Origin of the sequence: Kocuria turfanensis (genome assembly GCF_001580365.1) — a bacterium.
Taxonomy (GTDB): Bacteria; Actinomycetota; Actinomycetes; order Actinomycetales; family Micrococcaceae; genus Kocuria; species Kocuria turfanensis.
In genome coordinates this window covers 1-24,578 of the sequence record NZ_CP014482.1, presented here as the reverse complement: position 1 = coordinate 24,578, position 24,578 = coordinate 1, and the positions used below count along the sequence as shown (strand labels likewise).

At 68.3% G+C, this 24,578-nt stretch carries 26 protein-coding genes and 5 pseudogenes; 7 read left to right on the top strand and 24 right to left on the bottom strand.

Going from position 1 to position 24,578, the window contains the following annotated elements:
- Positions 1-225 precede the first annotated feature (225 nt).
- Positions 226-816, top strand: a complete 591-nt coding sequence (locus AYX06_RS17975; protein WP_062737396.1) for a recombinase family protein — start codon at positions 226-228, stop codon at positions 814-816.
- 102 nt (positions 817-918) lie between these two features.
- Here the strand turns inward: AYX06_RS17975 and AYX06_RS17970 are convergent, their stop codons facing one another.
- The 7 genes from AYX06_RS17970 to arsB all read right to left on the bottom strand — a co-directional run bounded on the left by AYX06_RS17970 (position 919) and on the right by arsB (position 6,994).
- Positions 919-1,548, bottom strand: coding sequence for an arsenate reductase ArsC (locus AYX06_RS17970; RefSeq protein ID WP_062737303.1), 630 nt, complete (start codon positions 1,546-1,548; stop codon positions 919-921).
- A gap of 107 nt (positions 1,549-1,655) precedes the next feature.
- The gene (gene trxB, locus AYX06_RS17965) at positions 1,656-2,645 is read right to left on the bottom strand and encodes a thioredoxin-disulfide reductase (protein ID WP_062737302.1); all 990 of its coding nucleotides are present in this window, start codon (positions 2,643-2,645) and stop codon (positions 1,656-1,658) included.
- An 11-nt stretch (positions 2,646-2,656) separates the two neighbouring features.
- Positions 2,657-3,088 (bottom strand): arsenate reductase ArsC, encoded by a 432-nt coding sequence (locus AYX06_RS17960; RefSeq protein WP_062737301.1) that lies wholly within the window; start codon positions 3,086-3,088, stop codon positions 2,657-2,659.
- Positions 3,089-3,135: 47 nt separating this feature from the next.
- On the bottom strand, positions 3,136-4,893 hold the full coding sequence (arsA, locus tag AYX06_RS17955; protein ID WP_062737300.1) for an arsenical pump-driving ATPase: 1,758 nt from the start codon (positions 4,891-4,893) through the stop codon (positions 3,136-3,138).
- A 43-nt stretch (positions 4,894-4,936) separates the two neighbouring features.
- The gene (gene arsD, locus AYX06_RS17950) at positions 4,937-5,380 is read right to left on the bottom strand and encodes an arsenite efflux transporter metallochaperone ArsD (protein ID WP_062737299.1); all 444 of its coding nucleotides are present in this window, start codon (positions 5,378-5,380) and stop codon (positions 4,937-4,939) included.
- Between the two features lie 54 nt (positions 5,381-5,434).
- A complete protein-coding gene (locus tag AYX06_RS17945) occupies positions 5,435-5,860 on the bottom strand; it encodes an arsenate-mycothiol transferase ArsC (RefSeq protein ID WP_062737298.1) in 426 nt (141 codons plus the stop codon).
- Positions 5,861-5,899: 39 nt separating this feature from the next.
- The gene (gene arsB / locus AYX06_RS17940) at positions 5,900-6,994 is read right to left on the bottom strand and encodes an ACR3 family arsenite efflux transporter (protein ID WP_062737297.1); all 1,095 of its coding nucleotides are present in this window, start codon (positions 6,992-6,994) and stop codon (positions 5,900-5,902) included.
- An 84-nt stretch (positions 6,995-7,078) separates the two neighbouring features.
- On the opposite strand from arsB, the gene AYX06_RS17935 reads away from it, so the two are divergent.
- The gene (locus AYX06_RS17935; RefSeq protein WP_084271825.1) at positions 7,079-7,453 is read left to right on the top strand and encodes an ArsR/SmtB family transcription factor; all 375 of its coding nucleotides are present in this window, start codon (positions 7,079-7,081) and stop codon (positions 7,451-7,453) included.
- Positions 7,454-7,586: 133 nt separating this feature from the next.
- On the opposite strand, the gene AYX06_RS17930 is transcribed toward AYX06_RS17935, so the two are convergent.
- The 4 genes from AYX06_RS17930 to AYX06_RS17915 all read right to left on the bottom strand — a co-directional run bounded on the left by AYX06_RS17930 (position 7,587) and on the right by AYX06_RS17915 (position 10,805).
- On the bottom strand, positions 7,587-8,321 hold the full coding sequence (locus AYX06_RS17930) for a ZIP family metal transporter (protein WP_062737296.1): 735 nt from the start codon (positions 8,319-8,321) through the stop codon (positions 7,587-7,589).
- Positions 8,322-9,218: 897 nt separating this feature from the next.
- Positions 9,219-10,034, bottom strand: coding sequence for a carbonic anhydrase (locus AYX06_RS17925; RefSeq protein ID WP_062737295.1), 816 nt, complete (start codon positions 10,032-10,034; stop codon positions 9,219-9,221).
- Between the two features lie 137 nt (positions 10,035-10,171).
- The gene (locus tag AYX06_RS17920; protein ID WP_062737294.1) at positions 10,172-10,354 is read right to left on the bottom strand and encodes a hypothetical protein; all 183 of its coding nucleotides are present in this window, start codon (positions 10,352-10,354) and stop codon (positions 10,172-10,174) included.
- Positions 10,355-10,478: 124 nt separating this feature from the next.
- The gene (locus AYX06_RS17915) at positions 10,479-10,805 is read right to left on the bottom strand and encodes a hypothetical protein (RefSeq protein WP_062737293.1); all 327 of its coding nucleotides are present in this window, start codon (positions 10,803-10,805) and stop codon (positions 10,479-10,481) included.
- A 324-nt stretch (positions 10,806-11,129) separates the two neighbouring features.
- Between AYX06_RS17915 and AYX06_RS17910 the strand changes: the two genes are divergently transcribed.
- Positions 11,130-11,351 carry a hypothetical protein gene (locus tag AYX06_RS17910; protein WP_062737292.1) on the top strand — a complete coding sequence of 74 codons (222 nt, stop codon included), beginning with the start codon at positions 11,130-11,132 and terminating at the stop codon, positions 11,349-11,351.
- A 611-nt stretch (positions 11,352-11,962) separates the two neighbouring features.
- Here the strand turns inward: AYX06_RS17910 and AYX06_RS17905 are convergent.
- The 10 genes and pseudogenes from AYX06_RS17905 to AYX06_RS17860 all read right to left on the bottom strand — a co-directional run bounded on the left by AYX06_RS17905 (position 11,963) and on the right by AYX06_RS17860 (position 20,834).
- The gene (locus tag AYX06_RS17905) at positions 11,963-12,931 is read right to left on the bottom strand and encodes an IS481 family transposase (RefSeq protein ID WP_157093483.1); all 969 of its coding nucleotides are present in this window, start codon (positions 12,929-12,931) and stop codon (positions 11,963-11,965) included.
- A 283-nt stretch (positions 12,932-13,214) separates the two neighbouring features.
- Positions 13,215-13,712, bottom strand: a complete 498-nt coding sequence (locus AYX06_RS17900) for a hypothetical protein (RefSeq protein ID WP_062737290.1) — start codon at positions 13,710-13,712, stop codon at positions 13,215-13,217.
- 214 nt (positions 13,713-13,926) lie between these two features.
- Entirely contained in the window at positions 13,927-15,441 is a 1,515-nt protein-coding gene (locus tag AYX06_RS17895; RefSeq protein WP_062737289.1) for a multicopper oxidase family protein, read from the bottom strand.
- Positions 15,438-15,704, bottom strand: coding sequence for an SHOCT domain-containing protein (locus tag AYX06_RS17890; protein ID WP_062737288.1), 267 nt, complete (start codon positions 15,702-15,704; stop codon positions 15,438-15,440). The genes AYX06_RS17895 and AYX06_RS17890 overlap by 4 nt, the downstream gene beginning before the upstream one ends.
- 120 nt (positions 15,705-15,824) lie before the next feature.
- Positions 15,825-16,853 carry a HoxN/HupN/NixA family nickel/cobalt transporter gene (locus AYX06_RS17885; RefSeq protein ID WP_186815705.1) on the bottom strand — a complete coding sequence of 343 codons (1,029 nt, stop codon included), beginning with the start codon at positions 16,851-16,853 and terminating at the stop codon, positions 15,825-15,827.
- A gap of 172 nt (positions 16,854-17,025) precedes the next feature.
- The gene (locus AYX06_RS17880; RefSeq protein ID WP_062737286.1) at positions 17,026-18,378 is read right to left on the bottom strand and encodes an MBL fold metallo-hydrolase; all 1,353 of its coding nucleotides are present in this window, start codon (positions 18,376-18,378) and stop codon (positions 17,026-17,028) included.
- Between the two features lie 197 nt (positions 18,379-18,575).
- Positions 18,576-18,937: pseudogene (gene trxA, locus AYX06_RS17875) on the bottom strand (thioredoxin).
- Between the two features lie 50 nt (positions 18,938-18,987).
- On the bottom strand, positions 18,988-19,851 hold the full coding sequence (locus AYX06_RS17870; protein ID WP_062737285.1) for a sulfite exporter TauE/SafE family protein: 864 nt from the start codon (positions 19,849-19,851) through the stop codon (positions 18,988-18,990).
- Positions 19,852-19,884: 33 nt separating this feature from the next.
- Positions 19,885-20,182: pseudogene (locus AYX06_RS17865) on the bottom strand (rhodanese-like domain-containing protein).
- A 58-nt stretch (positions 20,183-20,240) separates the two neighbouring features.
- Positions 20,241-20,834, bottom strand: coding sequence for a rhodanese-like domain-containing protein (locus AYX06_RS17860; RefSeq protein WP_062737284.1), 594 nt, complete (start codon positions 20,832-20,834; stop codon positions 20,241-20,243).
- A 129-nt stretch (positions 20,835-20,963) separates the two neighbouring features.
- Here AYX06_RS17860 and AYX06_RS17855 point away from each other — a divergent pair, with 129 nt between their 5' ends.
- From AYX06_RS17855 to AYX06_RS17850, 4 genes and pseudogenes are all read left to right on the top strand, one after another.
- Positions 20,964-21,221: a metal-sensitive transcriptional regulator gene (locus AYX06_RS17855; RefSeq protein ID WP_062737283.1), complete on the top strand. Its 258-nt coding sequence runs from the start codon at positions 20,964-20,966 to the stop codon at positions 21,219-21,221.
- 70 nt (positions 21,222-21,291) lie between these two features.
- Positions 21,292-21,438 carry a hypothetical protein gene (locus AYX06_RS19530; protein ID WP_222596089.1) on the top strand — a complete coding sequence of 49 codons (147 nt, stop codon included), beginning with the start codon at positions 21,292-21,294 and terminating at the stop codon, positions 21,436-21,438.
- Positions 21,425-21,649: pseudogene (locus AYX06_RS19525) on the top strand (helix-turn-helix domain-containing protein); the annotation flags it as partial. The gene AYX06_RS19530 and the pseudogene AYX06_RS19525, both read left to right, overlap by 14 nt.
- Positions 21,650-22,112: 463 nt before the next feature.
- Positions 22,113-23,152 (top strand): annotated as a pseudogene (locus AYX06_RS17850) (IS481 family transposase).
- Here the strand turns inward: AYX06_RS17850 and AYX06_RS17845 are convergent.
- From AYX06_RS17845 to AYX06_RS17835, 3 genes and pseudogenes are all read right to left on the bottom strand, one after another.
- Positions 23,147-23,563 carry an IS3 family transposase gene (locus AYX06_RS17845; protein WP_062737282.1) on the bottom strand — a complete coding sequence of 139 codons (417 nt, stop codon included), beginning with the start codon at positions 23,561-23,563 and terminating at the stop codon, positions 23,147-23,149. The pseudogene AYX06_RS17850 and the gene AYX06_RS17845 sit on opposite strands and share 6 nt — an antisense overlap.
- 131 nt (positions 23,564-23,694) lie before the next feature.
- Positions 23,695-23,943: pseudogene (locus AYX06_RS20985) on the bottom strand (transposase); the annotation flags it as partial.
- A 66-nt stretch (positions 23,944-24,009) separates the two neighbouring features.
- The gene (locus AYX06_RS17835; RefSeq protein WP_062737280.1) at positions 24,010-24,381 is read right to left on the bottom strand and encodes a hypothetical protein; all 372 of its coding nucleotides are present in this window, start codon (positions 24,379-24,381) and stop codon (positions 24,010-24,012) included.
- Positions 24,382-24,578 lie beyond the last annotated feature (197 nt).

Genomic DNA, 24,578 nt, shown 5'->3' with positions numbered 1-24,578 from the left:
TCGATGCACATCATCGTAACCATGGCATGCGCTTGCCCGGCAGTCATGCGAACCACATCGAGTGTGTCTCTGAAGGCATGGGATGCGAGACGTCTCGTCCGGCGAATTTTGCGGCCACGAATTTTGGCGGTTTCCCGCGGTCCGGCAAGTCTTGCAACTATGTACTTTATCTGCGTGCCTAGAATCGTGTACCAGACATTGGTTGCGAGACACATAGGGGTTGCCATGGGGAAGTTGATCGGATACGCGCGAGTTTCGACGCGGCAGCAGGATGCGGACCGTCAAGTGGCTGACCTGATCGCCGCTGGCGTGCGGCGCGATGACCTCTACGTCGATCATGGAGTGTCTGGAGCCCACGCTTTACGTCCACAATTCAACAAGGCCGTGGCCGCGCTTGAGGAGGACGACACCTTGGTCGTCACCACCCTGGACCGTCTGGGGCGGTCGACGCAGAACATGCTGGCTTTCGCCGAGGCGCTGCGGGGGAGAGGTGCGGGGTTGCGGGTGCTGAACCTGGGTGGGGGAGACGTGGACACCCACACCCCGATGGGTTCGATGGTCTTCACCGTCATGGCTGCCTTGGCGCAGATGGAGTTGGAGATCAAGCGGGAGCGGATCACTGACTCGGTGGCCAAGCGTCGGGCCGCCGGCAAGGACCTGGGCGGGCGGCGCCCGACCTTCACCGACTCCCAGATCCGCAATGCTATGCGGCTGATCGAGGGCGGAGAGCCGGCTACCCAGGTCGCCCGCGACCTCGGGATGTCGAGGGCCACGCTCTACCGTCGTGTCCGTCAACTGCCCATGCCGAGCGCCTGAGTCGGGACTGTCTGCGGTGGTTTGCTTTCCCTGCTGGCTCTCGGACGCGGTCGGTTCCGCCTCTGCGTGCGGGGCGGGGTCAAGAAACGAAGGGGTGTGCGGTCAGTCGCGAATCTGGTCCCACAGGGCATGCACCCGGGTGTCGATGGCGTCGACGATGGTCCGCACGCCCTCCAGGGTCCGCTCGGAGGGATCGGCGATGCCCCAGTCCAGGTAGCGTTTGCCCGGGTAGACCGGGCAGGCGTCTCCGCAGCCCATGGTGATCACGTAGTCGGCCGCGCGCACCACGTCGTCGGTCAGCGGCTTGGGGTAGGCGTGCGCCAAATCGATCCCGCGTTCGGCAAGGACCTGCACCACCAGGGGGTGGACCTCGGCCCCGGGCAGGGATCCGGCGGAGCGCACCTCTACCTTCTCCCCGGCGTAGTGGCTCAGCAGTGCCGCGGCGATCTGGGAGCGGCCGATGTTGTGCACGCACACGAACAGCACTTGCGGGACGGGGGAGTCGATCTTGCCTTGGGACTGGGCCAGTGCCCGGAGCCGGTCGTCGGCGAAGTGCCCGGCGGTGGCCGCCAGGTAGGTGCGGATGCGCGCGGTGCGGGAGAGCGTCGTGTAGGACTCGAAGACGTAGCGTTCGACCGTCTCCGGGGAGAAGATCCCCTCATAGCGTTTGGCCAGGTGCTCGGCGGTGCGCTGCAGGACGTGGGTGTCTCTGGTCTCGGCGGGCTGGGTCATGACGGCTCCTTGGCGATCGACGGCGTTCGGCGGTGAGGGAGGGGCCCCGGGGTCACCGGAGCGTCAGCGGACAGGTGTGTCCTCGAGGGGGCGCGGGCCGCAGTGGCTCAGGCGTGGGTGTTCTCTTCCACCAGGGCGGTGGCGATGCTGTCGGCGTCCTCCAGAGCGGCCAGGTAGCGTTCGGCGTCCAGGCCGGCCGCGCAGCCGGTGCCGGCGGCGGTGATGGCCTGGCGGTAGCGGTGGTCGACCGCGTCCCCGCAGGCGAAGACCCCGGGCAGGTTCGTGACGGTGGTGGGGGAGTCGACGACGATGTAGCCCTCCTCGTCCAGCTCCAGCTGACCCTGTACGAGCTCGGTGCGCGGGAGGTGTCCGATGGCCACGAACACACCGGTGGCGGCCAGCTCGCGAGTGGTTCCCGTGGTGGTGTCGGTCAGGGTGATCCCGGTGACCTTGTCCTGGCCGTGGATGGCGGTGACGGCACTGTTGTGGGCGAAGCGTATTTTCTCGTTGTCCTTGGCCCGCTGCGCCATGATCTTCGAGGCTCGTAGCGCGTCGTGGCGCACGACCACGGTGACGGAGGAGGCGAAGCGGGTCAGGAACAGGGCTTCTTCCATGGCGGAGTCGCCGCCGCCGACCACGACGATGTCCTGGTCGCGGAAGAAGAACCCGTCGCAGGTCGCACACCACGACACCCCGTGACCGCTGAGGGTCTTCTCCTCGGGCAGGCCGAGTTCCTTGTAGGCGGAGCCGGTGGCCACGATCACCGCCGGAGCCCGGTAGGTCGCCCCTTCCAGGGTGGTGACCTCCTTCAGGTGGCCGGTGAGCTGGATCGAGGCGGCGTCGTCGTAGTCGATGAGCGTCCCGAACCGCTCGGCCTGCTCGCTGAGGCCGGCCATGAGCTCCGGGCCCTGGATGCCGGACGGGAAGCCGGGGAAGTTCTCCACCTCGGTGGTGTTCATCAGCGCCCCGCCGTGGGTGACGGAGCCGGCGATCACCCGCGGGGCCAGCCCGGCCCGGGCGGCGTAGATGGCGGCGGTGTAGCCGGCCGGGCCGGAGCCGATGATGATCAGCTTGTCGGTCACCTCGTGCGTGCTCATTTCCCGGGCCCTTACTTGGTGGTGGTGTGCTCGGCGGGCAGCAGCTCGGCGATCAGCTGCTGGATCCTGCCCTTGATGTCGTCGCGGATCGGGCGCACGGCCTCGATGCCCTGCCCGGCGGGGTCGTCGAGCTTCCAGTCCTCGTAGCGCTTGCCCGGGAAGAAGGGGCAGGCGTCCCCGCACCCCATGGTGATGACCACGTCGGAGTCCTGGACGGCTTCGTCGGTGAGGATCTTGGGGGTCTCGGCGCTCATGTCGATGCCCTCTTCAGCCATGGCCTCCACGGCGGCAGGGTTCACGGAGTCCGCCGGGGCGGAGCCGGCCGAGCGCACCTCGATGCGTCCCTGCGAGAGGTGGGTGAGGTAGGCGGCGGCCATCTGGGAGCGGCCGGCGTTGTGCACGCACACGAACAGGACGCTGGGCTTGGTGGTCTCGGTGCTCATCGGGGGTGGTGTCCGTTCTGTCGAAGGAGGAAAGAGGATCGCGTGGTTCAGGATCGGACGCGGGCGGGTCCGGTGAGCTCCGCCAGGGCGGTCTCGCCCACGGGTTCGACGGCCAGCAGAGGGATCACGGCGGTCCGGGCGGCCAGTTGCTGCACGGTGCGGATCTGCTCTAGCTCGTGGCGGGCGCGTTCTCGCAGGAACGCCGAGTCGGGATCGGTGGCGGCCACGGAGTTGTTGACGACCCACGCCCAGGGGTGCAGGTCGGCCCGTTCCAGGTCCTCCTGCAGCTGGGTCGCCTCCAGCACCGGGGTGGTCTCGGCCAGGGTGACCAGCACGAGCTTGGTCAGCTCCTTGTCCTGCAGGCGCATCAGCGGGGTGGTGTAGGAGGAACTCTCACCCATGCTGCGGGCGATCTCCCGGTGGTAGGAGCCCGTGGCGTCCAGCAGCAGGAGGGTGTGCCCGGTGGGGGCGGTGTCCATGACCACGAAGCGGCGGCGGGACTCGTTGACCACCTTGGAGAACTCGTGGAAGACCGCGACCTCCTCGGTGCACGGGGACTGCAGGTCCTCCGCCAGCTGCGCCCGGCCGGTCTCGTCCAGGTTCCTCCCCTTGGAGGCCAGCACCCGGTCGCGGTAGGCGGCGACGGCCTGTTCGGGGTCGATCCGCGAGACTGCCAGGTGCTCGACTCCCCCGGACAGGGTTCCAGAGAGGTGGGCGGCCGGATCGGTGGTGGTCAGGTGCACGTCGTGGCCGCGGTGGGCCAGGGCCACGGCGACGGCCGCGGCCACGGTGGTCTTGCCGACCCCGCCCTTGCCCATGCACACGACCAGGCCGTGGTCCTGGCCGGCGAGCTCGTCCACCAGGACCCCCAGGCCAGGCAGGTCGAGCTCCGCGGGCGGGGTGGACGCCGCCGGCTCCGGGGCGCCGTCGTCGTCGGTGAGCAGGGACCGCAGGGCGGGAACCCCGACCATGTTCTGCGGGCGCAGCGCTATCTCGTCGCGCGGCAGGCCGGTGAGGACCGCCGGCATCTGGGCCAGGGCGGCCTGCTCGCGGGCCCGCACCACCGCCACCAGGGGGTCCTCCCCGGCGGGCATCAGGCCGTTGACCACCAGGTGCTGCTCGGTCATCCCGATCCGCGCCAGCTCCTCGTGCGTGCGGGCAACCTCGGCGAGGCTCGACTCCTGGGCGCGGGCCACCAGCACCAACCGGGTCCGGGCCGGGTCGGCCAGGGCGACCACCGCCGCGGCGTACGTGCTGTGCTGCTTCTCCAGGCCCGAGAGCGGGCCCAGGCAAGAGGCGTCACCCTTGCCGGTGTCCAGGAACGCGGTCCAGTCCCCCGGCAGCCGCAGGAGCCGGACGGTGTGCCCGGTGGGGGCGGTGTCGAACAGGACGTGGTCGTAGCGCTCACCGATCGTCGCGTCGGCGAGGATCGCGGTGAACTCGTTGAAGGAGGCGATCTCGGTGGTGCACGACCCGGAGAGCTGCTCGGTGATCGAGGCGATCTCCGCCTCGGGAAGCAGCCCGCGGACCGGTCCGACGATCTTCTCCCGGTAGGCCTCAGCGGCCTGCTCCGGGTCGATCTCCAGGGCGTGCAGGCCCGGGATCTCCGGGATCGCGGTGATCGTGTTGCCGATGCTCGCCCCGAAGACCTGGCCCACGTTGGAGGCCGGGTCCGTGCTCACCAGCAGCACTTTCCGGCCCGCACCGGCCAGGTGCACGGCGGCGGCGCAGGCCAGAGAGGTCTTGCCCACCCCGCCCTTGCCGGTGAAGAACAGGAACCGGGGGGTGTGGTCGAGGAACGTCATCGTGCTCGCTTTCCGAAACAGGAGATCGTCGGTCACCGCAGGTTCAGCAGCAGCCGGTGGGGCCGCAGCACCCGGCGGAGTCCTTGGAGGTCGCAGCGCTAAGGCCCAGGTCCTGATGTGTCCCGGGCTCCGGGGCCGGGGAGGCCGACTGGGCCAGGGCCTCCAGGCGTGCCCGGTCGGGGTAGGCGCCGGTGGCGACGGTGACTCCGTCGACCAGGACCAGGGGCAGCCCGGCGGAGCCGGCCACGCGCAGGAAGTCGCTCACCGCCGGGGTGTCCGCGAATGCCTGGGGGTCGTTGGCCAGGTTGTGCCGGGTGATGTCCACCCCGCGGGAGCGCAGGTTTTCGAGGTCGGCGGTGAACTCCACCAGGGCCTCGTCCACATCGGGGCCGCACACTCCGGTGTTGCAGCACAGGGCCGGTTCGAACACCTCGATCCGGGGCCCGGACGGGAGGATCTCGGCAGTCTGGGAAGTCTGGGGAGTCATGGCAGGAAAAGTCCTTTCAAGGCGTGGAAAAGAACGACAGGAGGGTGGACGCGGTCAGGGGGTGCCGGTGAGCTCGGTGAGCAGGGCTTGGACCCGGGCGTCGATGTCGTCGCGCACCATCCGCATGCGCTCGGCACCTTCGATCCCGCGCTCGGACGGCTCGTTCAGGGTCCAGGTCTCGATCGTGCCGGTCATGCCCTCGACGGGTTCGACGACGGCCTCGTCGCCCAGCACCACGACACGGTCCACGCGGCGCAGCAGCTCCGGGTCGATCGCCTTCGGCTTTCCGTGGGACATGTCCGCCCCGACCTCGGCGACGACCTCGGCGGACAGGGCGTTGATCTGTTTCCCGGGCCTCGTGCCCGCGGAGTGGACGTCCACGGCGCCGTGGGCGCGGCGCGCCATCAGGGCCGCGGCCATCTGGGACTTGCCGCCGTTCTTGGCGCAGACGAACAGGACGGACGGCTGGGTGGCGTTCAACGGTTGCTCCTGGATGCTCGCGGGGACGGGATGCGGGGATTAGCGGGTGGGGACGGTGGCGTCGCCGGGGAAGAGCTTGCGCCCGGCCCACAGGGAGACGTACACCAGGGCGACCAAGACCGGGACCTCGATGAGCGGGCCTACCACCCCGGCCAGGGCCTGCCCGGAGGTGACCCCGAAGGTGGCGATGGCCACGGCAATGGCCAGTTCGAAGTTGTTGCCCGCAGCGGTGAAGGCCACGGTGGTGGATTTCGCGTAGTTCAGTCCCAGGGCGCGGGAGGCCAGCAGGGCGATGCCGAACATGAGGAAGAAGTACGCCAGCAGGGGCAGCGCGATCCGGGCGACGTCCCACGGGTTCGAGGTGATGGCATCGCCCTGCAGGGCGAACAGCAGCACGATGGTGAACAGCAGTCCGTAGAGGGCCCACGGGCCGAGCTTGGGCAGGAATCGCTCCTCGTACCACTGCCGACCCTTGGCCTTCTCGCCGAGGGTGCGGGTCAAAAAGCCCGCGGCCAAGGGAATGCCCAGGAACACGAGGACGGACACCACGATCGACCACACGGAGAACTCTGCGGACGTGGTGGGCAGGCCCAGCCAGGCGGGCAGCACCTGGAGGTAGAACCAGCCCAGGACGCCGAAGGCGAGCACCTGGAAGACGGAGTTGACGGCCACGAGCACGGCGGCGGCCTCGCGGTCTCCGCAGGCGAGGTCGTTCCAGATCATGACCATGGCGATGCAGCGGGCCAGGCCCACGATGATCAGGCCCGTGCGGTACTCGGGCAGGTCGGGCAGCAGCGCCCAGGCCAGGACGAACATCAGCGCCGGACCCACGACCCAGTTCAGGACCAGGGACGCCCCCAGCAGGCGGCGGTCGCCGGCGACCCGGTGGGTTTCGTCGTAGCGGACCTTGGCCAGCACCGGGTACATCATCACCAGCAACCCGATCGCGATGGGCAGCGAGACCTCCCCGACCTTCACGGCCTCCAGCGCCGTGTCGATGCCGGGCACGAGCCGGCCGAGCAGGAGCCCCGCGGCCATGGCGGCCAGGATCCAGGCCGGCAGCCAGCGGTTCAGGAAGGACAGGTCCTTCATAACCCCCTGATCGGGAGCAGAGGCGGTCGTGGTGGCGCTCATGGGCGGGGACAACCCTTCGTATCGACGAACATCTATGCCGAACATTACGGGTCACATCGAACTCCGTCAATGTACAATGGAGTGATGACCATCGCAGCCGACCTCCAGGCCACCGCAGCCACCGAGTGCGCCCCGCACCCGTTCCGGAACGAGTGCTGCTCGCTCTCGGGCGGCCCCATCGGCGCTCAGGACGCCCAGCAGATCGCCAGGGTCCTCAAGGCCCTGGCCGACCCCATGCGTCTGCGCCTGCTCTCCCACGTCGTCGGCCAAGGGTGCGAGGCCGTGTGCGCATGCGACCTCACCGAGGAACTGGGCATCAGCCAGCCCACAGTCAGCCACCACATGAAAAAGCTCGTCGACGCCGGTCTGCTCACCCGCGAACAGCGCGGCCGGTGGGCCCACTACAGCGTGATCCCCGAAGCCTTCGCCCAGCTGCGCTCCTTCCTCGACTTGCGCTGATCCGTTTCTACAAAACTTGTGCCCGAAAAGGCTCGTTTTAGCCACACTGTCCGGGTGCTGTTCGGCGCATGGCGCCACGTCAGCTGATCGTCTGCGGTGCTTGTGGACTCGCTGCCGCAAGTCGGCATGGTAGTCAGGCGCCGAGGTAGACGGAGATCGCCGCGAAGAGGGCGAAACCGCCGGTGAGCAGGATCGGGTCCCACACGCTGGTGTCTCCCTCGTGGGCTTCGGTGAGTATTTCTTCGACCACCACGCTGGTCAGCGCCCCGCCGGTGAGCGCCAGCACCGACAGGGTGAGGATCTCCGGGGCCTGGCGCAACGCGAAGTAACCCAGGGCCGCCCCGATCAGGATCGGCAGGGCAAAACCCAGGGACATCAGGATCCGGGTGCGGCGCCGGATTCCGGCCCGGCGCAGGGTGGCGATGGCGGCGAAGCCTTCCGGCGCGTCGGCCGGGACCTGCCCGAGGGCCAGCAGCAGGCCCAGGGACGGGTTGAGGACGGTGGCGGTGCCGATCATCACCCCGTCGCTGAACAGGTCCAGGGACACCCCGGTGAAGATTGCTAGCGGACCGGCGTTCTCCTTGCCGGCGCCGAGGCGTGCCTGGATGGAGCCGATGGTCCGTTCGATGCCCATGAAGAACGCCCCACCGGCGACGAAGGCGAGGATCGGGACCCATGGGGCGGAGGCTTCCAGGGCTTCGGGCATGAGCTCGAGGCCGACCACGGCCATGACGATGCCGGCGGCCAGGTGCAAGGACAGGGACAGGGTTCGCTCGGAGACATCGACCAGCTCCGCGGCAAGTCCGCCCAGGAAATTCCCGGCCGCCGGCAGGGCGGCCAGGACCAGCACCAGAACAAATCCCTCCACGGGCCACCTCCTGCGATCTGATCGGTGACAACAGGCCCGGCTGGAGCCGACCACATCGGGTTAGCGGGACCGGTACTCCGCACAGTCTTACAGGAGGAAACCCTGATGTCCCGACCCCGATGACAAGCATGCTCACTACTACTCCCGCCGAGATCGCCTCCGGGCCCCTGAGGGACGAAAAAGGACCACCGCTCACCAACCCGGTGTCCCGGACATCGCCGCAGTACGCTGCTGCAGGATGTGGTCGGCGGGGCGGGCACGCCGCAGTGGCAACAACGCACCCGCCCCTGCCGATAACGTTAGTCAGCACCCCTGGGTGTTTTCCCGGGGACTGCTGAAGCTCCGGTTAGCTCGCCGGACTGACCCATGGCCCAGTTGCCCGTGCAGCTGTGAAGATCAGCGCATCTGGCTGGGTAGCCCTGCCATGCCGACTCAGATCCCGGCTGAGTCCGCCCGGGACCGTGCAGATCCTGGCATCGGCGTGGTGGCGAGGCCACCGCAACTTTGCTGAGGTCATCACTTCCCGGCTGCTGCTGGTCCGCCGCGAGCTGAAGGGCTCCTCGTATCACCCAGCAAGCTCTCCCCCTGGGCCGTTGCCGATCTCAGCGTCCATGCAGCACCTCCCGACGGTGTGCCCGCTTCCGACTCACCGTGGGCCTTGATCTGGCGGAGTTCTCCATCACCGGGCACCTCGCCGCAGCTCGAACAGAGCGTGCGCGTGGCCGTTCCCTACTCACCGCACCCAAGGTGCGCCTCGCCCCGCGCACGTGTCAGTCCTCGTGCGCGATTCCCGTCGGCAGGTATCGGTCCAGTGGCGCGTCACGGTGTGTTCATGGGGCCTGCCCGTCACAGATCAAGCGGATCCGAACCAGTCCTTGTTGCTGGAGTACAGGTTGATCACTGGCCGGTCTGGCTGATCTTCCGGTTGTTCAACGGCCGTGTCGGGCGGTTGTTGCCGGAGTGCACGGACCGGAGGTCTTCGATCTGGCCGGTGCTCAGTTCGATCGGTGTCTGCAGCAGGAGCCAACGGACGCCTTCGCTGCACGGTGGGGTGGTCAGACTGCCGTCGTAGGCGTAGTGGCCCAGGGAGTCGGGGAGCAAGGAGGTCAGCGTGAGGCCGGTGACCTCAGGTGAGTTCCCGCCTCGGGTGGCCGGCACTGCGTCAATGACCGGAGACCACGCGGCGTTGTCCTTTCCCGCGGTGGCAAGCACCCCGATGACAGCCAGGGCGTCGTCGTCGGACTGGTGGACGAAGTGGAACTCGGCTTCATAGCTCGTGCCGCCGACGGTGTGCTCGGACGGGGCGTGGTAGTGCATCTGTTTGAAGGTGTACTGGGTTCCGTCAACCGTGATGCGTTGAGGTGACAGGGCGTGGAGTTCGACCGTGTGTCCGGTGTCGCGGGCCTGGAAGTCCGCGACCGTGTAGTCGAGGGTGGTCGGGCTGGAGGAAAGGGGGGCGTTGCTGGGGACGTCGATCGGGGACTGGGCCGTTCCGGTGCTGCAGGTCGTGAACTCGTCGTCGAGCTCGCCCCAGTGCTGCGGGCCTGATGCCCCTTCGTAGGACCACTCTCCGGATGCCCCTCCCTGCGGGGGCGAGGCGGTGGCCGGGTCGTCGGGGCCGGCGGTGTTCGTGCAACCGGTGATCATCGCCAGCAATCCCACGCCGGAGCCGGTGATGACCGATCTCCTGGTGATCAACGAGGTGTTGTGCATTTCTGCCTTTCGGATCGGTTCAGGGCGGATCCGTTGCCCTGCCTTGACGGCGATTCGATGACACGCTTGTGTCGATTGACTCGCAGGCATCAGAGCCGCATGTTCTCGACGTACATCATCGCGCGCCGGACAGATGCTCAGTGAGCAGCTCCTTGGTCGGTGTCGGTGGTGGCGCGGGCGTCGAGTTCGCTGACGACTTCCTGGTGGCGGTCCTGGGTGAGCGGATGAGCGCCGGCGGGATGGGTAAGGGTTTCGTGGTCCAGCTGACGGCAGAGCTTGCTGTGCAGCACGTGCAGCTGGGTCAGGGACAGGCCGGCCACATCGGCCGGGAACTCCTCAGTGGTTTCCAGGCCGGTGCCGCCGGTCGTGGCGGGGACGGGGTCGGGGGGGGGGGGGGGCAGTTTCCATCATCCGGGCGCCCGGCGGGGCGGTGCGTGCCTCAGGTCACACCGCGGCCTCAGGGGCCGGAGTGGCCCTGGGCTCGTGGTCCGGGGCGTGGTCGGGGATGAGGATGTCCACCGACTCGGTTGCGGGGCCGGTGTCGTTGTTGTGGCCGATCGCCCAGCGCAACGATTCCACGGCGCCGTCCTCGACGTCCTCAGCGCCACGCAGGTCAACACTGATCACCCCACCTGGGGCCATGGACCTGGCCTGGCGGATCAACGGGTGCAGCCCTTGCTGGTTGGCTTCGGTCAGACGCCCGGTCACGACCAGGCTCACGTAGGTGCCGTCCATGTCGATGTCGGCGAGCACGGAGATCTTGGGATCCACGAAGAGTATCCCCTTTCCTTGAGGCGAGCGAGGTTTTCGGGCTGCGCTGCCCGACCCGCTCATGATCGACGGTAGAGGTCTCCTGCTGCGCCGGGCAAAATCCTCCCGGTCATCCCTCCATCCATCCACCGCGCTTCGAAGGACACGGGCCCCCAGCTGCGGGTGAGGACATCCCCTGTGAGCGGCTTGGTTGCAGGGCCAGGGGCTGGCGGTCACGCCTTTGCTGGGGATGCGCCGGGACTGCGCGAGGAGAATGCCTGAAGCATGCTGCGGAAGCATAACGGGAAGTAGCCTGATGGATGAAACCAAGAGGAGGACAGTCCCATGAGCAGTAGTGAGGCGTGGATCCAGGACCTGAGCAAGGTCGCCCATGGCGGCCGTATGGAGGTGTGGGACCAGGATCAGCTGCTGTATGCGGGCCCCGTGGACCAGGTGGACCCCGCCCATGGTGTCGTGTGGATCCTCGAGGACGGGATCGGGGAGCGAAAGATGATCCACGCCCAGCAGTACCACCTGCGGCACTGCTCGCCTGACTGCTCTCACTGAACCGCACCTGGGACCCGGTACGGGACCTGCTGGCCTCGAGACCTGAGGAGATGCTTGTGGCTGGGCGGAACGTTCCCCTGTTGGTGGACAACGGGTGAACACGCAGTGGATGGTTGTAGGGTCAACATTGCTCTCTCCGGGGGGAGAGAGCCCAAGAGCCTGTTGGTTCTTGAACCGTCGGTGCGATTTCGGTCCGGGTTCCACACCACCCGTTGGACTCCGGCGGAGGGCGTCCCAGCATACGATCCGGGGGGATTGTGCTGGGACGCCTGTCTGTCCGGTGCATCTTCCTCACGGGTATTCCCTCACTGGCGACCGCGTTGATTCCCAATCAGGTCACCAGGTTCTCCAGGACCCCCGCTGTGTCCGGGGAAGCAGGGGCAGGCATGCCGCCGTCATCTCCTGCGGTGGTGGGGCCTTCTCCCTCAGTGCTTACTGGTCGCCGAGGTAGCGCCGGCTGGTGATGGGTGCGGGGCCAAGGTGGTGACGAGCCGTTCGAGATCATCGATCGCGGTAATGAGCAATCGCTGTTTCCCCGGCCGACGCCGTCGAACTCGAGGACTCCTACGCCGCCTGGGCCGCCGCCTGGGCCGCCGCCTAGGTGTACCCGGTCATGAGGTTGGTCGCAGGCGGCTAACCGGTGGGTGTCCGCCGAGTGCGCTGTGGCGTCTTTCAGTGTTGTAGTGCTCGATCCAGGGGGCAAGGGCCGCGGTGCGTGCGTCGTTGGTCGTGAAGACCTGCCGGTAGGCCCACTCGGTGGCCAGGGTGCGGTTGAGGCGCTCGACCTTGCCGTTCTGCCACGGGCAGTGCGGACGGATGAACACCTGTTTGGCCCCCAGCATCGCGACCACCTCCCGCACGGCCGCGGAATGACGGTAGGCAAAGGCGTTGTCGGTCATCACCCGCTCGATCCTCGGGATCCCGTGGCCGGCGAAGTAGACGGCCGCCCGGGCCAGGAACCCGGCGCAGGTGGTGCCCTTCTCATCGGCGTGGATCTCGGAGTACGCCAACCTGGAGTGGTCATCGACCACCGAGTGCACGTAGTCGAAGCCGGGTCCGTGGCGACGATCTCTGACCGCGTTCGCGCGCCCCAGGGCACGCCAGCCGCCACCATCAGGGATCCGCCCGAGCTTCTTCACGTCCATGTGCACCAGCTCCCCAGGGTGCTCGCGTTCGTAGCGCACCGCGGTGGTCTTCGAGGACCGGATCACCGCACCGGTGAGCGGGTCCAGCTCGCGCAGGTACGGGACCTGATGGCGGCGCAGGATCCGCCCTACCGTGCGTGCCGGGATACCCAGCTCACCTGCGATCCAGTCCTGGCCCTGCCGGGTCCTGGCGCGCAGCGCCAGGACCCGCTGCTCCGTGCTCGTACGTGTGCGGGTCGGGGTGGTGTGCGGGCGCGAGGACCGGTCCTGCAGGCCGGTCTCACCCTCGGTCTCGTAACGGGTGATCCAGTGGGCCACGCACTTGCGCGAGATGCCCATGGCCTTGGCGATGTGGGACTTCGGCATCCCGGAACGGTGCCGGGAGACGATGAGCAGCCTGCCGTGGACGGTGGTGCGGGCGTTACGGTGGGACACGGGAGCCTCCGTGGTGGATGTGGGCCTTAGACAAGCCACACCCCACCCGGAGGCTTTCCTCACGTCAACACCGTCCTGCTACCAATGTCCCGACTGGGTACACCTAGGACGCCCTGGACAGCCGCCCGCTGAGCTGAATCATCGAGCACCGATCGGCCGCGGGTGCCGCCCGCACGATGCGGGGGGCCCCGCGCTGATTGCCGACGAGCCAGCATTGAAGGATGGGGAACGATGAGCCCGACGTGAGCGCTGGACCCGCCCCTTCGCCGTCGTTGCCCGGAGGTCAGTGGCTGGCGCGCCCCCGGGTGGAGGCCAGCGCGGGGGCCAGCATCTGGTCGGCGACCATCCCGGTCACCACGGAGTACACCGCTTTGTGACCCATGTCCACGATCTTCTCCCCCGTGGGCCACGAAGCGGGCGGAGAACCCACCCCAGTGGCGTTCTCGATGGTTTGGTCGAAGGCCAGCCGCACCACCGTGTGCCAGGCGTTGGCCTGCGGGCCGCGGATGCCGGTGGCCGCCCAGACCCCACGCAACGTCCCGAGGACAGCACCGGAACCCCAGTGCATGACGTGGTTCCACACCAGTGGTTGGGCGTCGTCGCCCGGGCGCTGCCCGAGCAGGCTCAGCAGAGCCCGGGCAGGCACATAGGAGTTGGGCCGGTGGGTGATGGCCTGCTCGAGCTTCTCGCCCACCACCATCACCCCTGCCCCCGCGAGACCGGCGGCCGCACCGGCACCAGCGGCCCGGACAATGGCGTTGAGTCGCGATGTCGCAGTCATGGTGAATCCTCCTTAATCAGGGTTTCGCGCGAGGCCGTAACCACACCACGCTTCCTCGGCTTTCTTGATCAGCCTACTGTCGAAAAGGCAGTATGGGTGTTGCTCTTCGTCGGTTGGTGCACCGCGACCGTGGCCCCGCAAGACGACCGCGGGGCATCTCGCCCCCATTTCCTGGCCACACCGGTGCTGCCCAGCGTGGGGCCAAGGCCCGGCCTCAGCGGGCTTCGACGGTGCCCATCATGCCTTGGTCTTCGTGGTCGAGGATGTGGCAGTGATAGACGGTGCGCCCGGGGAAGTCCTCGAAGGCGATGAGGACTTTCACCTCCTCCAGAGCCGGGACGTTCACGACGTCCTGCCACCTCGGTTCGGAGAGGTCGCAGTCCCCGTCCTCGATGATCTGCATGGGCCACACGTGCAGATGGACAGGGTGGTCCATGGGGCTGGAGTTGACCAGGGTCCACTCCTCCACGGTCCCGGCCGCCACCGCGGTGTCGGTCCGGTCGGGGGCGAACTCCTGGCCGTTGATGGTGAAGGCCATCATGGTGGTGTCCCCCTCACCGCCCATCATGGCCCCGCCGCCACCCATGCCACCGGCCATGCCCATGGCGAAGTCCAGGGTGCGGCGGGCGGTGATCGGCTCCCCGCGCAGATCGCGCAGGGGGCGGCCCTCGGGCACCGGCGCGGGCGTCTGGGCGGGCTCCCCGGACACGGTCAGGGCCAGCAGCTCGATCGGTTCGTCGTTGCCGGGCTCGTTGTCGCCCATCATGGTCCCGCCCATCATGCCCTCGCCCATCATGGCGTCCATGCCGCCGCGGTTCACCGGTGCGGCGACCAGCGTGGAGGAGCCCGCGGTGGTGTCCACGAGGAGTTCGATGCGGTTGCCGGGGGCGATGACCGCTTCGGTGATCTCCTCGGGGATCGGCAGGCGGCCGAGGTCGCGGCTGAGCAGCCGGACCTGCTGGCCGTCCAATTGCAGTCGGAGGTAGCGGGAGGGGCAGGCGTTGATGATCCGCCACCGCTCTCGTTCCCCGGGGGCGGCGGTGAGTTGCGGGCCGAGCTGGCCGTTGACCAGGACGACCTCGCCTTCTCGGCCCATCATCTGCTGCATCGGAGAGACGTCGGCGAGGTTGCCGGAGGCGTCGAGGGCCAGGTCCGAGACCACCATGACCCGTTCCCGGGTGACCGGGACCGGTTCGGGGTCCTCCACGATGATGGCGCCGTAGAGTCCGGCGGCGACCTGGTCGGCCACGTGGCCGTGGCGGTGCGGGTGGTACCAGTAGGTGCCCGGCGGGTGGTCGTCGGGCAGGGCGAACTCGTAGTCGAAGGACTCGCCCGGGGCGATGCTCACGAACGGGTTGTCGCCGTTGCCCTCCGGGGAGACGTGCAGCCCGTGCACGTGCAGGTTCGTCGGGGCCTGAAGCTGGTTAGTCATCGCTACCCGGATCGTGTCCCCGGGTGCCACGCGCAGGGTCGGTCCGGGCAGGGAGTCGTTGAAGGCCTGGACGGAGGCCTCCCGGCCGCCGACCTGGATCCGTGCTGGGGCGGCGGTCAGCTCCAGTTCCAGTACGCGGTCGCGGCTGGCCAGCACCTGCGGTTCGATCAGTTGCTCACCACCGGTGTAGCCGGGGCCGCCGGTGGTGGTCCACCACAGACCGGTCCCGCCGATGGCGGTGGCCCCGGCCCCGGCCGCGCCCAGTGCCAGCAGCTGGCGGCGGGTCAGTGGGCTCACCGGCCGTCCTCTTCCAGGGTGCGGAGTCGTTCGCGGTACTCGTCGGTGCTCAGCTCGCCGCGGGCGTAGCGCTCCTCGAGGATCTCCCGCCCCCGGCCAGAACCCGCGCCCGTCCCACGGCTGGCGCCGGACCCGCCCGTGGCCGAGGACCTGCTGGTGAAGGCCTTCACCAGCACCACCACCAGTACGATCACCCCCACGAGCGTCAGCAGCCCGAAGATCCACATCAATCCCATACCGCCCATACCGCCGCCATTCATCATGATCGTGCTCCTTCGTCTCTCGTCGTACATGGTCAGATCGCTCGTAGTACCTGGTCAGGTCAGTCTTGACCTCTCGGGCCCCTGGGCGTCAACAAGGGGGGGGGGGGCGGGCCGGGGGCCTCACCGTCGCTGTCTTCCGGGGGACCGGAGGAGAGCCGGGGCAGGGTTGGCCGTGCGCGTTGCGGCGGTGGCCATCCAGGCCAGGGCGAAGAAGGCGATCACGGTGATGCCGAGGAAGTTCAGGTCCACGGCCGTGACCGCTTCCAGGAGCCCGCCGGTGGGCTGGGTTAGCTCGGCGGCCACGGAGAGCAGGCCCATCCCGCCGATGAGGAAGGCAATGAAGACGGAGACGCCGGTGACGACGATGTTGTAGTCGAGGCTGCGCCGGGCATCGCCGGTGGCCCGGCTGTAGATCCGGGCCATCATCAGCCCGTCGGCGCTGTCGAAGGCCGTCATCCCGGCGGTGAACAGCACCGGCAGCACCATCGCGGCGTACCAGGGCAGGGACGGGGCCAGAGTCCCGGCCACGACGAACAGGCTGATGGAGGCGGCGGTGTCCAGGCCCAGGCCGAAGAGGAATCCGACCGGGTACATCTTCACGGGGCGGTCCACCCGGCGGGCCAGTGGGTGCAGTACCCGGTGCAGCACCCCGCGCCGGTTCAGGTGCGTGTGGAATTGGTGCTCGCTGACGGGACCGTCCCCGATGGCCCGGCGCAGCCGGTGCAGCGACCGCAGCACCGGCAGATTCAGCGCCCCGGCGGTGAGCAGGAACAACCCCGAGACGGTCCCGCCCCAGATCCCGGCGGCTTGGCGCAGCGTGGAGTCCTCATCGGCCAGGCCCTGTGCGAAGGTCTCCACGCCCAGGGCCAGCAGAGCCACGGCGAGCACAACCACACTGGAGTGGCCCAGGGCGAACCAGAATCCGGTGGTCACCGTGGTGCGCCCCCGGGTGAGGAACTGGCGGGTGGCGTTGTCGATGGCGGCGATGTGGTCGGCGTCGAAGGCGTGACGCACCCCCAGGGCGTAGGCGCCCACGGCCAACCCGAGCAGCACCCCGGGGTTGGCTCCGGCGGCGGTCTGGGCCGGCAGCAGCCAGGCGAACAGGGCCCCCCAACCGGCCACGTGCAGACCGACGACAGTAGCCCCCATGCCGGTGAGGCTGCGGACCTGATGCCGGGGTCGGGGCTCTGTGGTGGGGGTTTCCATGCGGGGGCCTTTCCTGGGTGCCGAGTGCGGGAACGTGCGGATCGGATGTGGAAGGGGGCGGGCTGTGGAGTGTTTTGCCCGCCCCCTGGTGGTGCTCAGGCCGCGCCTGGGGCGGTTAGCTGTCCATGGGTAGCCCGGCGTCGGCGGCCTCGTCGAACATCGCGTCGATGTGCACGGGGTCCTTGCCGGCGCGCTCGAGCAGGGAGGCGGCCACTCCGGAGCGGTAGCCGGAGCCGCAGTGCACCCACAGTCGTCCGGCCGGGACCTCGTCCATGCGGGTGATCAGCTCGTGCAGCGGGATGTGCACGGCGCCGGCGATGTGGGAGGTCTCGTACTCCTCGGTCCGGCGTACGTCCAGGATGGTTTCCTGGTCCGGGCGGTCGGTGAGCACCTCGGACCAGCCCACCCGCGGGTAGGAGGACACGGTCGCCCCCGGGGCGAGCTTCTCGGGGTCTTCCCCCAGGGCGGCGTCCGGGTTGTCGATCCCGATCCGGGACAGGTCGCGGATTGCGTTCTCCACGTCTTCCCGGGAGCCGACGAGGGTGAGCTGCCGGTCGTAGGGGAAGACCCAGCCCAGGAAGGTGGTGAAGCTTCCGCCGTTGCCGTACTCGAAGCTGATGGTGCCCTTGAGGTGGCTGGAGGAGTAGGCCACCCGGTTACGTAGGTCCACCACCCACTCCCCGGCCTCGAGCCGGGCCTTGAGCTGGGCCGCGTCCAGGGAGTCGGGCACCTCGAGGTTGGGCTCGGTGGGTCCGGCCGCGTTGGCCGGGCCCATGTGCACGTAGTAGTTGGGGTAGGCGCTCAGGTTCGCGATCAGTTCGGTGACGAAGTGCTCCTCGTCGTCGTCGGTGTAGACGTGGTTCACCTCGAACTGCTCGCCCAGGGTGGACTCGTTCGCCCCGGTGGCCGGACCCGAGGAGCAGAAGGAGCCGAATCCGTGGGTCGGGTACAGGGCGGCCTGTTCCTTGGCCTCGGCGGCGAGGCGGCGGGCGGAGGCCCACTGGTCGTGGGTCAGGCCCTCCGTGTGCTCGGGACCCAGCAGGTCGGTCCGTCCCACGGAGCCGTAGAGCACGCTGCCGCCGGAGAACACGGCCTGCTCCTCCCCGTGCTCGACGACGAAGGAGAGGTGGTGGTGGGTGTGCCCGGGGGTGGCCACGGCCTTCACACTGAGTTCGCCGACCTGCACGGTCTGCCCGTCAGCGATCAGGGTGCGCTCGAAGGAGACGTCATCGGCGGCGTTGACCAGGTAGGCGGCCCCGTGCTTCTGGGCCAGGATGAGTCCGCCGGTGATGTAGTCGTTGTGGATGTGGGTCTCGGCCACGTGGGTGAGCTGTACCCCGGCTTGGTCGAGCAGGGTCTCGACGCGGTCGATGTCGCGCTGGGCGTCGATGACCAGCCCCACCTGCCCGTCGTGGATGAGGTAGCTGCGGTCCCCGAGCTGCGGGGTGTCGATGACGGTGACGTCCATGGAAGAAGTCCTCCTGAATTGGTGGATGGAACGGGGTCGAGAGGATGGTCTTACACCGTCCACTATACCCCCCGGGGTATAGTGGATGCAAAGATCGTACTTGCTGGCAAATCCAGCGGCCGCACGCTCGAGAGCACGAACCGGAGGAGTCCTGAGGGGTGCATAGCGGTGCGCTGGGCCTCAGCGCTGGGATCGGATCACGCCTGCTGTTGTGCGGTCTGGGCGTGGACGATGGCCATGTCCAGGCTTTTCACTGCGGTGATGACCTGTTCCAGCCCTGATGTCGGCAGGGCACCGGGCTGGGAGAAGACCAGTACGCCCTCGCGGAAGGCCATCAGGGTGGGGATGGAGCTGATGCCCGCCGCTGCCGGAGTCGTTGCTCGGCCTCGGTGTCGACCTTGGCGAAGACGACGTCGGGGTGCTGGGTGGAGGCGGTCTCGTAGGTGGGGGCGAACATGCGACAGGGCCCGCACCAGGACGCCCAGAAGTCCACGAGCACGACGTCGTTGCCCTCGACGGTCTCGGCAAAGTTCTGTTCGGTGATCTCGATGGTGGCCACGGGGATCTCCTTCTCGATGGTCGGTGGGGTCGGGGACGGAACGGGATTGCTCAGGCAGCCAGGGGTGCGCGCAGCGGGCACTTCGGAATGGCGAACCAGCAGATCGCGGCAGCCAGAGCGGCCGCGGCGGCGGTGGCCCCGACGGCGAGCCCTGCCGCACCGGGCAGCTCCTGGGTCAGGACGAACACCCCCATCACCAGGACGAAGACCCCGAACCCCTTGCGCAGGGCAGCCTCCGGGATCCGCCCGGCCAGCCGTGCCCCGGCGATCGAGCCGGCGATGGCGGCGACGGTCACCGCGCCCACCAGGGCCCAGTCCAGCGTGACGGTGGTGAGGTAGCCGGCCAGCCCGGCGAAGGACTTCATGGCGATGACTACCAGGGAGGTGCCCACGGCCACGGGCATCGACAGCCCGCCGAGCAGGGCCAGGGCCGGGACGACGAGGAAGCCGCCGCCGGCCCCGACCAGGCCGGTGACCAGGCCCACGACCAGGCCCTCGGCGATGACCTTGAGGATCGGCAGCTCGCCGTCATGGGTCCTGGAGGCCTTGTTCTTGCGGCCGCGGATCATCGCCAGCGAGGTGGCGATCATCATCAGGGCGAAGGCCATCATCAGCACGGTGCCGGGGATGCGGCTGCCGGCCAGCCCGCCGGCGAAGGCCCCGGCCATGCCCGTCGCGCCGAAGACCAGCCCGGTGCGCCACTTCACCCGTCCGTTGCGGGCGTGGGTGATCGCGCTGACGGCCGAAGTCACTCCAACTACGAACAGAGAGGCCGCGATGGCCTCCTTGGGGTCCAGCCCGGCGACGTAGGTGAGGATCGGGACGGTGAGGATGGACCCGCCCCCGCCCAGCAGACCGAGCGAAAGCCCGATCACCACCGACAGCAGCAAGGTCAGCACGAGCGTGAGGGTCATGAGGGGTGTCCTTGTCTTGACGGAACCGGGGGGTCAGCGGGTGGGCAGTCCGGCGCGCTGCTGGGCGGCCATGCCCCCGGCCATGGTGTCGGCGGTGTAACCGGCCGCATTGAGCGCATCAGCGACCCGGGCGCTGCGGTGGCCGCTGCGGCACACCACGATCACCGGACGGGCCTGGTCGATCTCCTGGTGCCAGGCGTTCAGCTGCCCCATAGGAATGTGGAGGGCGCCGGGAAACACACCATCGGCGACCTCGAAGTCCTCGCGCCACATCCAGGACCTGGTCCTGGATGTGGCGCTTCTGGGCGTCGGTGACGGTGATCTCTGACATGACTGCTCCTCGCGGTGCTCGGGTCCGGAACGGGCTGGGATGCCGGGGCCGGCCGGGGTCAGGCGGAGAGGGTGGGGATCTGGTTGATGGCCGTGGCGGCGGTGGGCTCCTCGGCGATCTTGTTCCACGGCATCGCGGCCAGGGCCTTGCCCATCGCGCAGGTGTTGGAGGCGGCCGAGAAGGTCAGCCCGGTGCCGATGACCCCGGCCACGGTGCGCAATTTCGGGGAGACGAACCGGCCCCCGACCAGCCCGGTGAGGACCAGGGAACCGGCGACCATGCGCACCTGGCGCTCCAGGTCCCAACGGGCGGCCCCGCGCACGACGTCGCCGCTGGCGTCGGCGAAGCCCGGCGCCCCGCCGGTGAGCACGTAGGCGGTGCCGATCCCCGCGGCGGCCAGCCGTTGGCGGGCCTGCTCGGCGCGGGCCCCGGACTGGCAGACCAGCACGACCCGCTCACCCAGTCGCGCGGCCAGATCGGCGGTGTGCTCGGACAACAGGGGCAGGGGCACGTTGTAGGAACCGGCGATGTGCAGGGAGGCGAACTCGACTGCCGAGCGGACGTCGATGATTACCAGGTCCTCGTGCTCGGTCGTCCACTGACGCAGGGTGCCGGGCTCGAGCGTGGTGATGGTGGGGGAAGCGGAGGTCATGGGAATCCTTCCGGGAGGTTCTCTGAAGCAGGTCGTGGCCCCAGTATTACCTATACCCCACGGGGTATGTCAATACACCCCCTGGGGTATAGGATGGCGATACGCCCCGCACCATCTCAGGAGAACCTCGTGCAGCTCGATCCGACCAACCTGATTCCCGCCCTCAACCGCCTCAAGCGCGCCCAAGGACAGCTCGGAGCCGTGGTGCACATGATCGAGGAGGGCCGTGACTGCAAGGACGTCGTCACCCAGCTCTCGGCGGTGTCCAAGGCCCTGGACCGGGCCGGTTTCGCGATCATCGCCAGCGGCCTGGAGCAGTGCCTGACCAATCCCGAGGAAACCCTGGATAAGAAGGATCTGGAGAAGTTGTTCCTTTCCCTGGCCTGATCCCCGGGAACCTGACAGCCTGGGATCCGGAAGTCTCAACGTCGTCGAAGAACCGTCGAAGGAGCCATCCATGACCTACACCCGCGCCAGCACTGTCCCTGTGTCCTACGAGCAGGCCGTGGAGCACACCCGCGCCGCCTTGGCCGACCAGGACTTTGGCATCCTGACCGAGATCGACGTCAAGGCGACCTTCAACACCAAGCAGGGCTATGGATGAGGATCTGGGTGGTCGGCGCCCCATCTTCACGGACAGTCAGATGCGAAGTGCCCTCCGGTTGATCGAGTCGGGGGAGTCGGCCACTCACGTAGCCCGGGATCTCGGGATGTCCAGGGCTACCCTCTATCGGCGAATTCGAGAGCTTCCGCCCTCCATTGTCCGAGGCTCCTTCGGCACACGAAGGGGTCGCCCGGAGGTCGCTCACCGATGAGGGGCCTCTGGTTGCTGGAGGTTGACGACTGAAGTCGAGGTCGTTTGTTGAGCTTCTTTCAAGACGACGTGAAGATTCCCTGAAGCTTGCTCCCCTGGGTGCTCTACGGCCTGATTTTCCGGGTCAATGAGGGCATAGTTTGCTAGTGAGAACACCCCGTTCTCATCCGTTCGTGCACGGACATTCGGGTGCCCCGGCTCTGCTCCCCAGAAGCTGGGGCACTCGTCTTTAACGTGAAGGGGTGACCTGGCCCGGATCGGGGGACCCGGTGGACCCTGGGCTGTCTCGCGGGTTCTGCGCTGTGTTCCCCTTTCCTCGTCTCGTGCTTCGGTCGTCTGGGGGAGCACCTCGGCCGCCTAGATGTACCCAGTCGGGACATTGGTAGCAGGACGGTGTTGACGTGAGGAAAGCCTCCGGGTGGGGTGTGGCTTGTCTAAGGCCCACATCCACCACGGAGGCTCCCGTGTCCCACCGTAACGCCCGCACCACCGTCCACGGCAGGCTGCTCATCGTCTCCCGGCACCGTTCCGGGATGCCGAAGTCCCACATCGCCAAGGCCTGTCGACGCCGGACGAATACTGAGCAGATGCGACGCTACTGCTCACTTTTCGACCGTCGTTGACAAAGGCCATGGGCATCTCGCGCAAGTGCGTGGCCCACTGGATCACCCGTTACGAGACCGAGGGTGAGACCGGCCTGCAGGACCGGTCCTCGCGCCCGCACACCACCCCGACCCGCACACGTACGAGCACGGAGCAGCGGGTCCTGGCGCTGCGCGCCAGGACCCGGCAGGGCCAGGACTGGATCGCAGGTGAGCTGGGTATCCCGGCACGCACGGTAGGGCGGATCCTGCGCCGCCATCAGGTCCCGTACCTGCGCGAGCTGGACCCGCTCACCGGTGCGGTGATCCGGTCCTCGAAGACCACCGCGGTGCGCTACGAACGCGAGCACCCTGGGGAGCTGGTGCACATGGACGTGAAGAAGCTCGGGCGGATCCCTGATGGTGGCGGCTGGCGTGCCCTGGGGCGCGCGAACGCGGTCAGAGATCGTCGCCACGGACCCGGCTTCGACTACGTGCACTCGGTGGTCGATGACCACTCCAGGTTGGCGTACTCCGAGATCCACGCCGATGAGAAGGGCACCACCTGCGCCGGGTTCCTGGCCCGGGCGGCCGTCTACTTCGCCGGCCACGGGATCCCGAGGATCGAGCGGGTGATGACCGACAACGCCTTTGCCTACCGTCATTCCGCGGCCGTGCGGGAGGTGGTCGCGATGCTGGGGGCCAAACAGGTGTTCATCCGTCCGCACTGCCCGTGGCAGAACGGCAAGGTCGAGCGCCTCAACCGCACCCTGGCCACCGAGTGGGCCTACCGGCAGGTCTTCACGACCAACGACGCACGCACCGCGGCCCTTGCCCCCTGGATCGAGCACTACAACACTGAAAGACGCCACAGCGCACTCGGCGGACACCCACCGGTTAGCCGCCTGCGACCAACCTCATGACCGGGTACACTTAGAGGGCGTATTCAACCGGTCGGCGTGGAAGACCACACCGACCGGGACGTTCCCCCGCAGGGTGTGGTCCATCCGCACGGCCCTCTCGACCAGGTCGGGGATCGCATGCGTGGCCGTGCCGGGGGCGGTGGTCACCGGGGCCCACTTGCGTGGGCTGATGCCCTCGAGGCCTTGCCGACGCATCGAGGCGGCCACGGTCTTCTGGTTCACCACCAGCCCTTCCCGGGCCAGGGCCGCGGTGATGCGCGGCGCCCCGTCGACCCGGTCAGAACGCTCATGGGCGGTTCGCACCGCCTGATCGATCTGCGCCCGGCGCACCGCCTGCGGGCCCGGCCCCGCCGCGCACCGGGCTGCCCAGGCGTAGTAGCCGGAGCGGGACACCCCCAGTAGTCGGGCCATCGACGGTGATCTCGAAGTTCGCCTTCTGCGCGTGCATCAACTCGTACCGTTCCTGCGGTGTTGCTTCGACGCGAAGCTGCTGCTTTTCCCAGGAACTCGTTGTCCAGCTTCAGCTCCGACACCTCACGGCGCAACCGGTCCAGCTCGGCCCGCTCATCGACCGTCAACGGCTCCTCCGCCCCGGTGGCGCCCGAGCGCTCATGTTCGGCTCTCACCCACCGGCCCAGCAGCTGCTCACCGACCCCGAGCTCCCGAGCCACCTCGGCGATCGAGTGCCCAGTGTCGATCACTAGCCGCGCCGCCTCGATGTGGTACTCCGGGGTGTACTTCTTCCGCTGTCCCACGCGGACATCCTCCCTGGCAGGCAATGATCCCGCCATCCTGGTGTCCACGAAAGGAGGCTAACCCCATCCCCCAGGCGACCAAGTTATGAGACCAGGTGTAACTCAGCGGGACGGCACTGCACCGGTGGCCGACGAGGTCCCAGCAGCCTGAGTTCCCCCGGCAGGGGCCGTAATCCCTACAGGATCGCTGGGCACACCAGTCTCGGGAGTTGGTTTGGCGGGCGCCACTCGTGCCGGGCGTATGGGTTCCTCATCCTTGTCGTTGAGGATGCCGTCCCCGTCGATGTCCGGGTCTTCCTCATTGAGCAGGCCGTCCCCATCCATGTCCGGATCAACCTCATTGATGAACTTATCGCCGTCGAGGTTGTCGTCAGCCTTGTTGTCGATGCCGTCCCCGTCGAGGTCGGTGTCATTGATGTCGAGGGTGCCGTCGCGATCGGTGTCCCGTTTGGTGTCCGGAACCCGGGGCGCCACTCCGGGCAGGAGCTCCTTCTCGCTCCCAGTGTCCGCAGACGGTGACGGTGCCGGTTGGGGTGGTGCCGTTGTGGGGCCGGGCGGGGCAGGAGCTGGTGCCGGTTGGGGTGGTGCCGTTGTGGGGCCGGGCGGGGCAGGAGCTGGTGCCGGTTGGGGTGGTGCCGTTGTGGGGCCGGGCGGGGCAGGAGCTGGTGCCG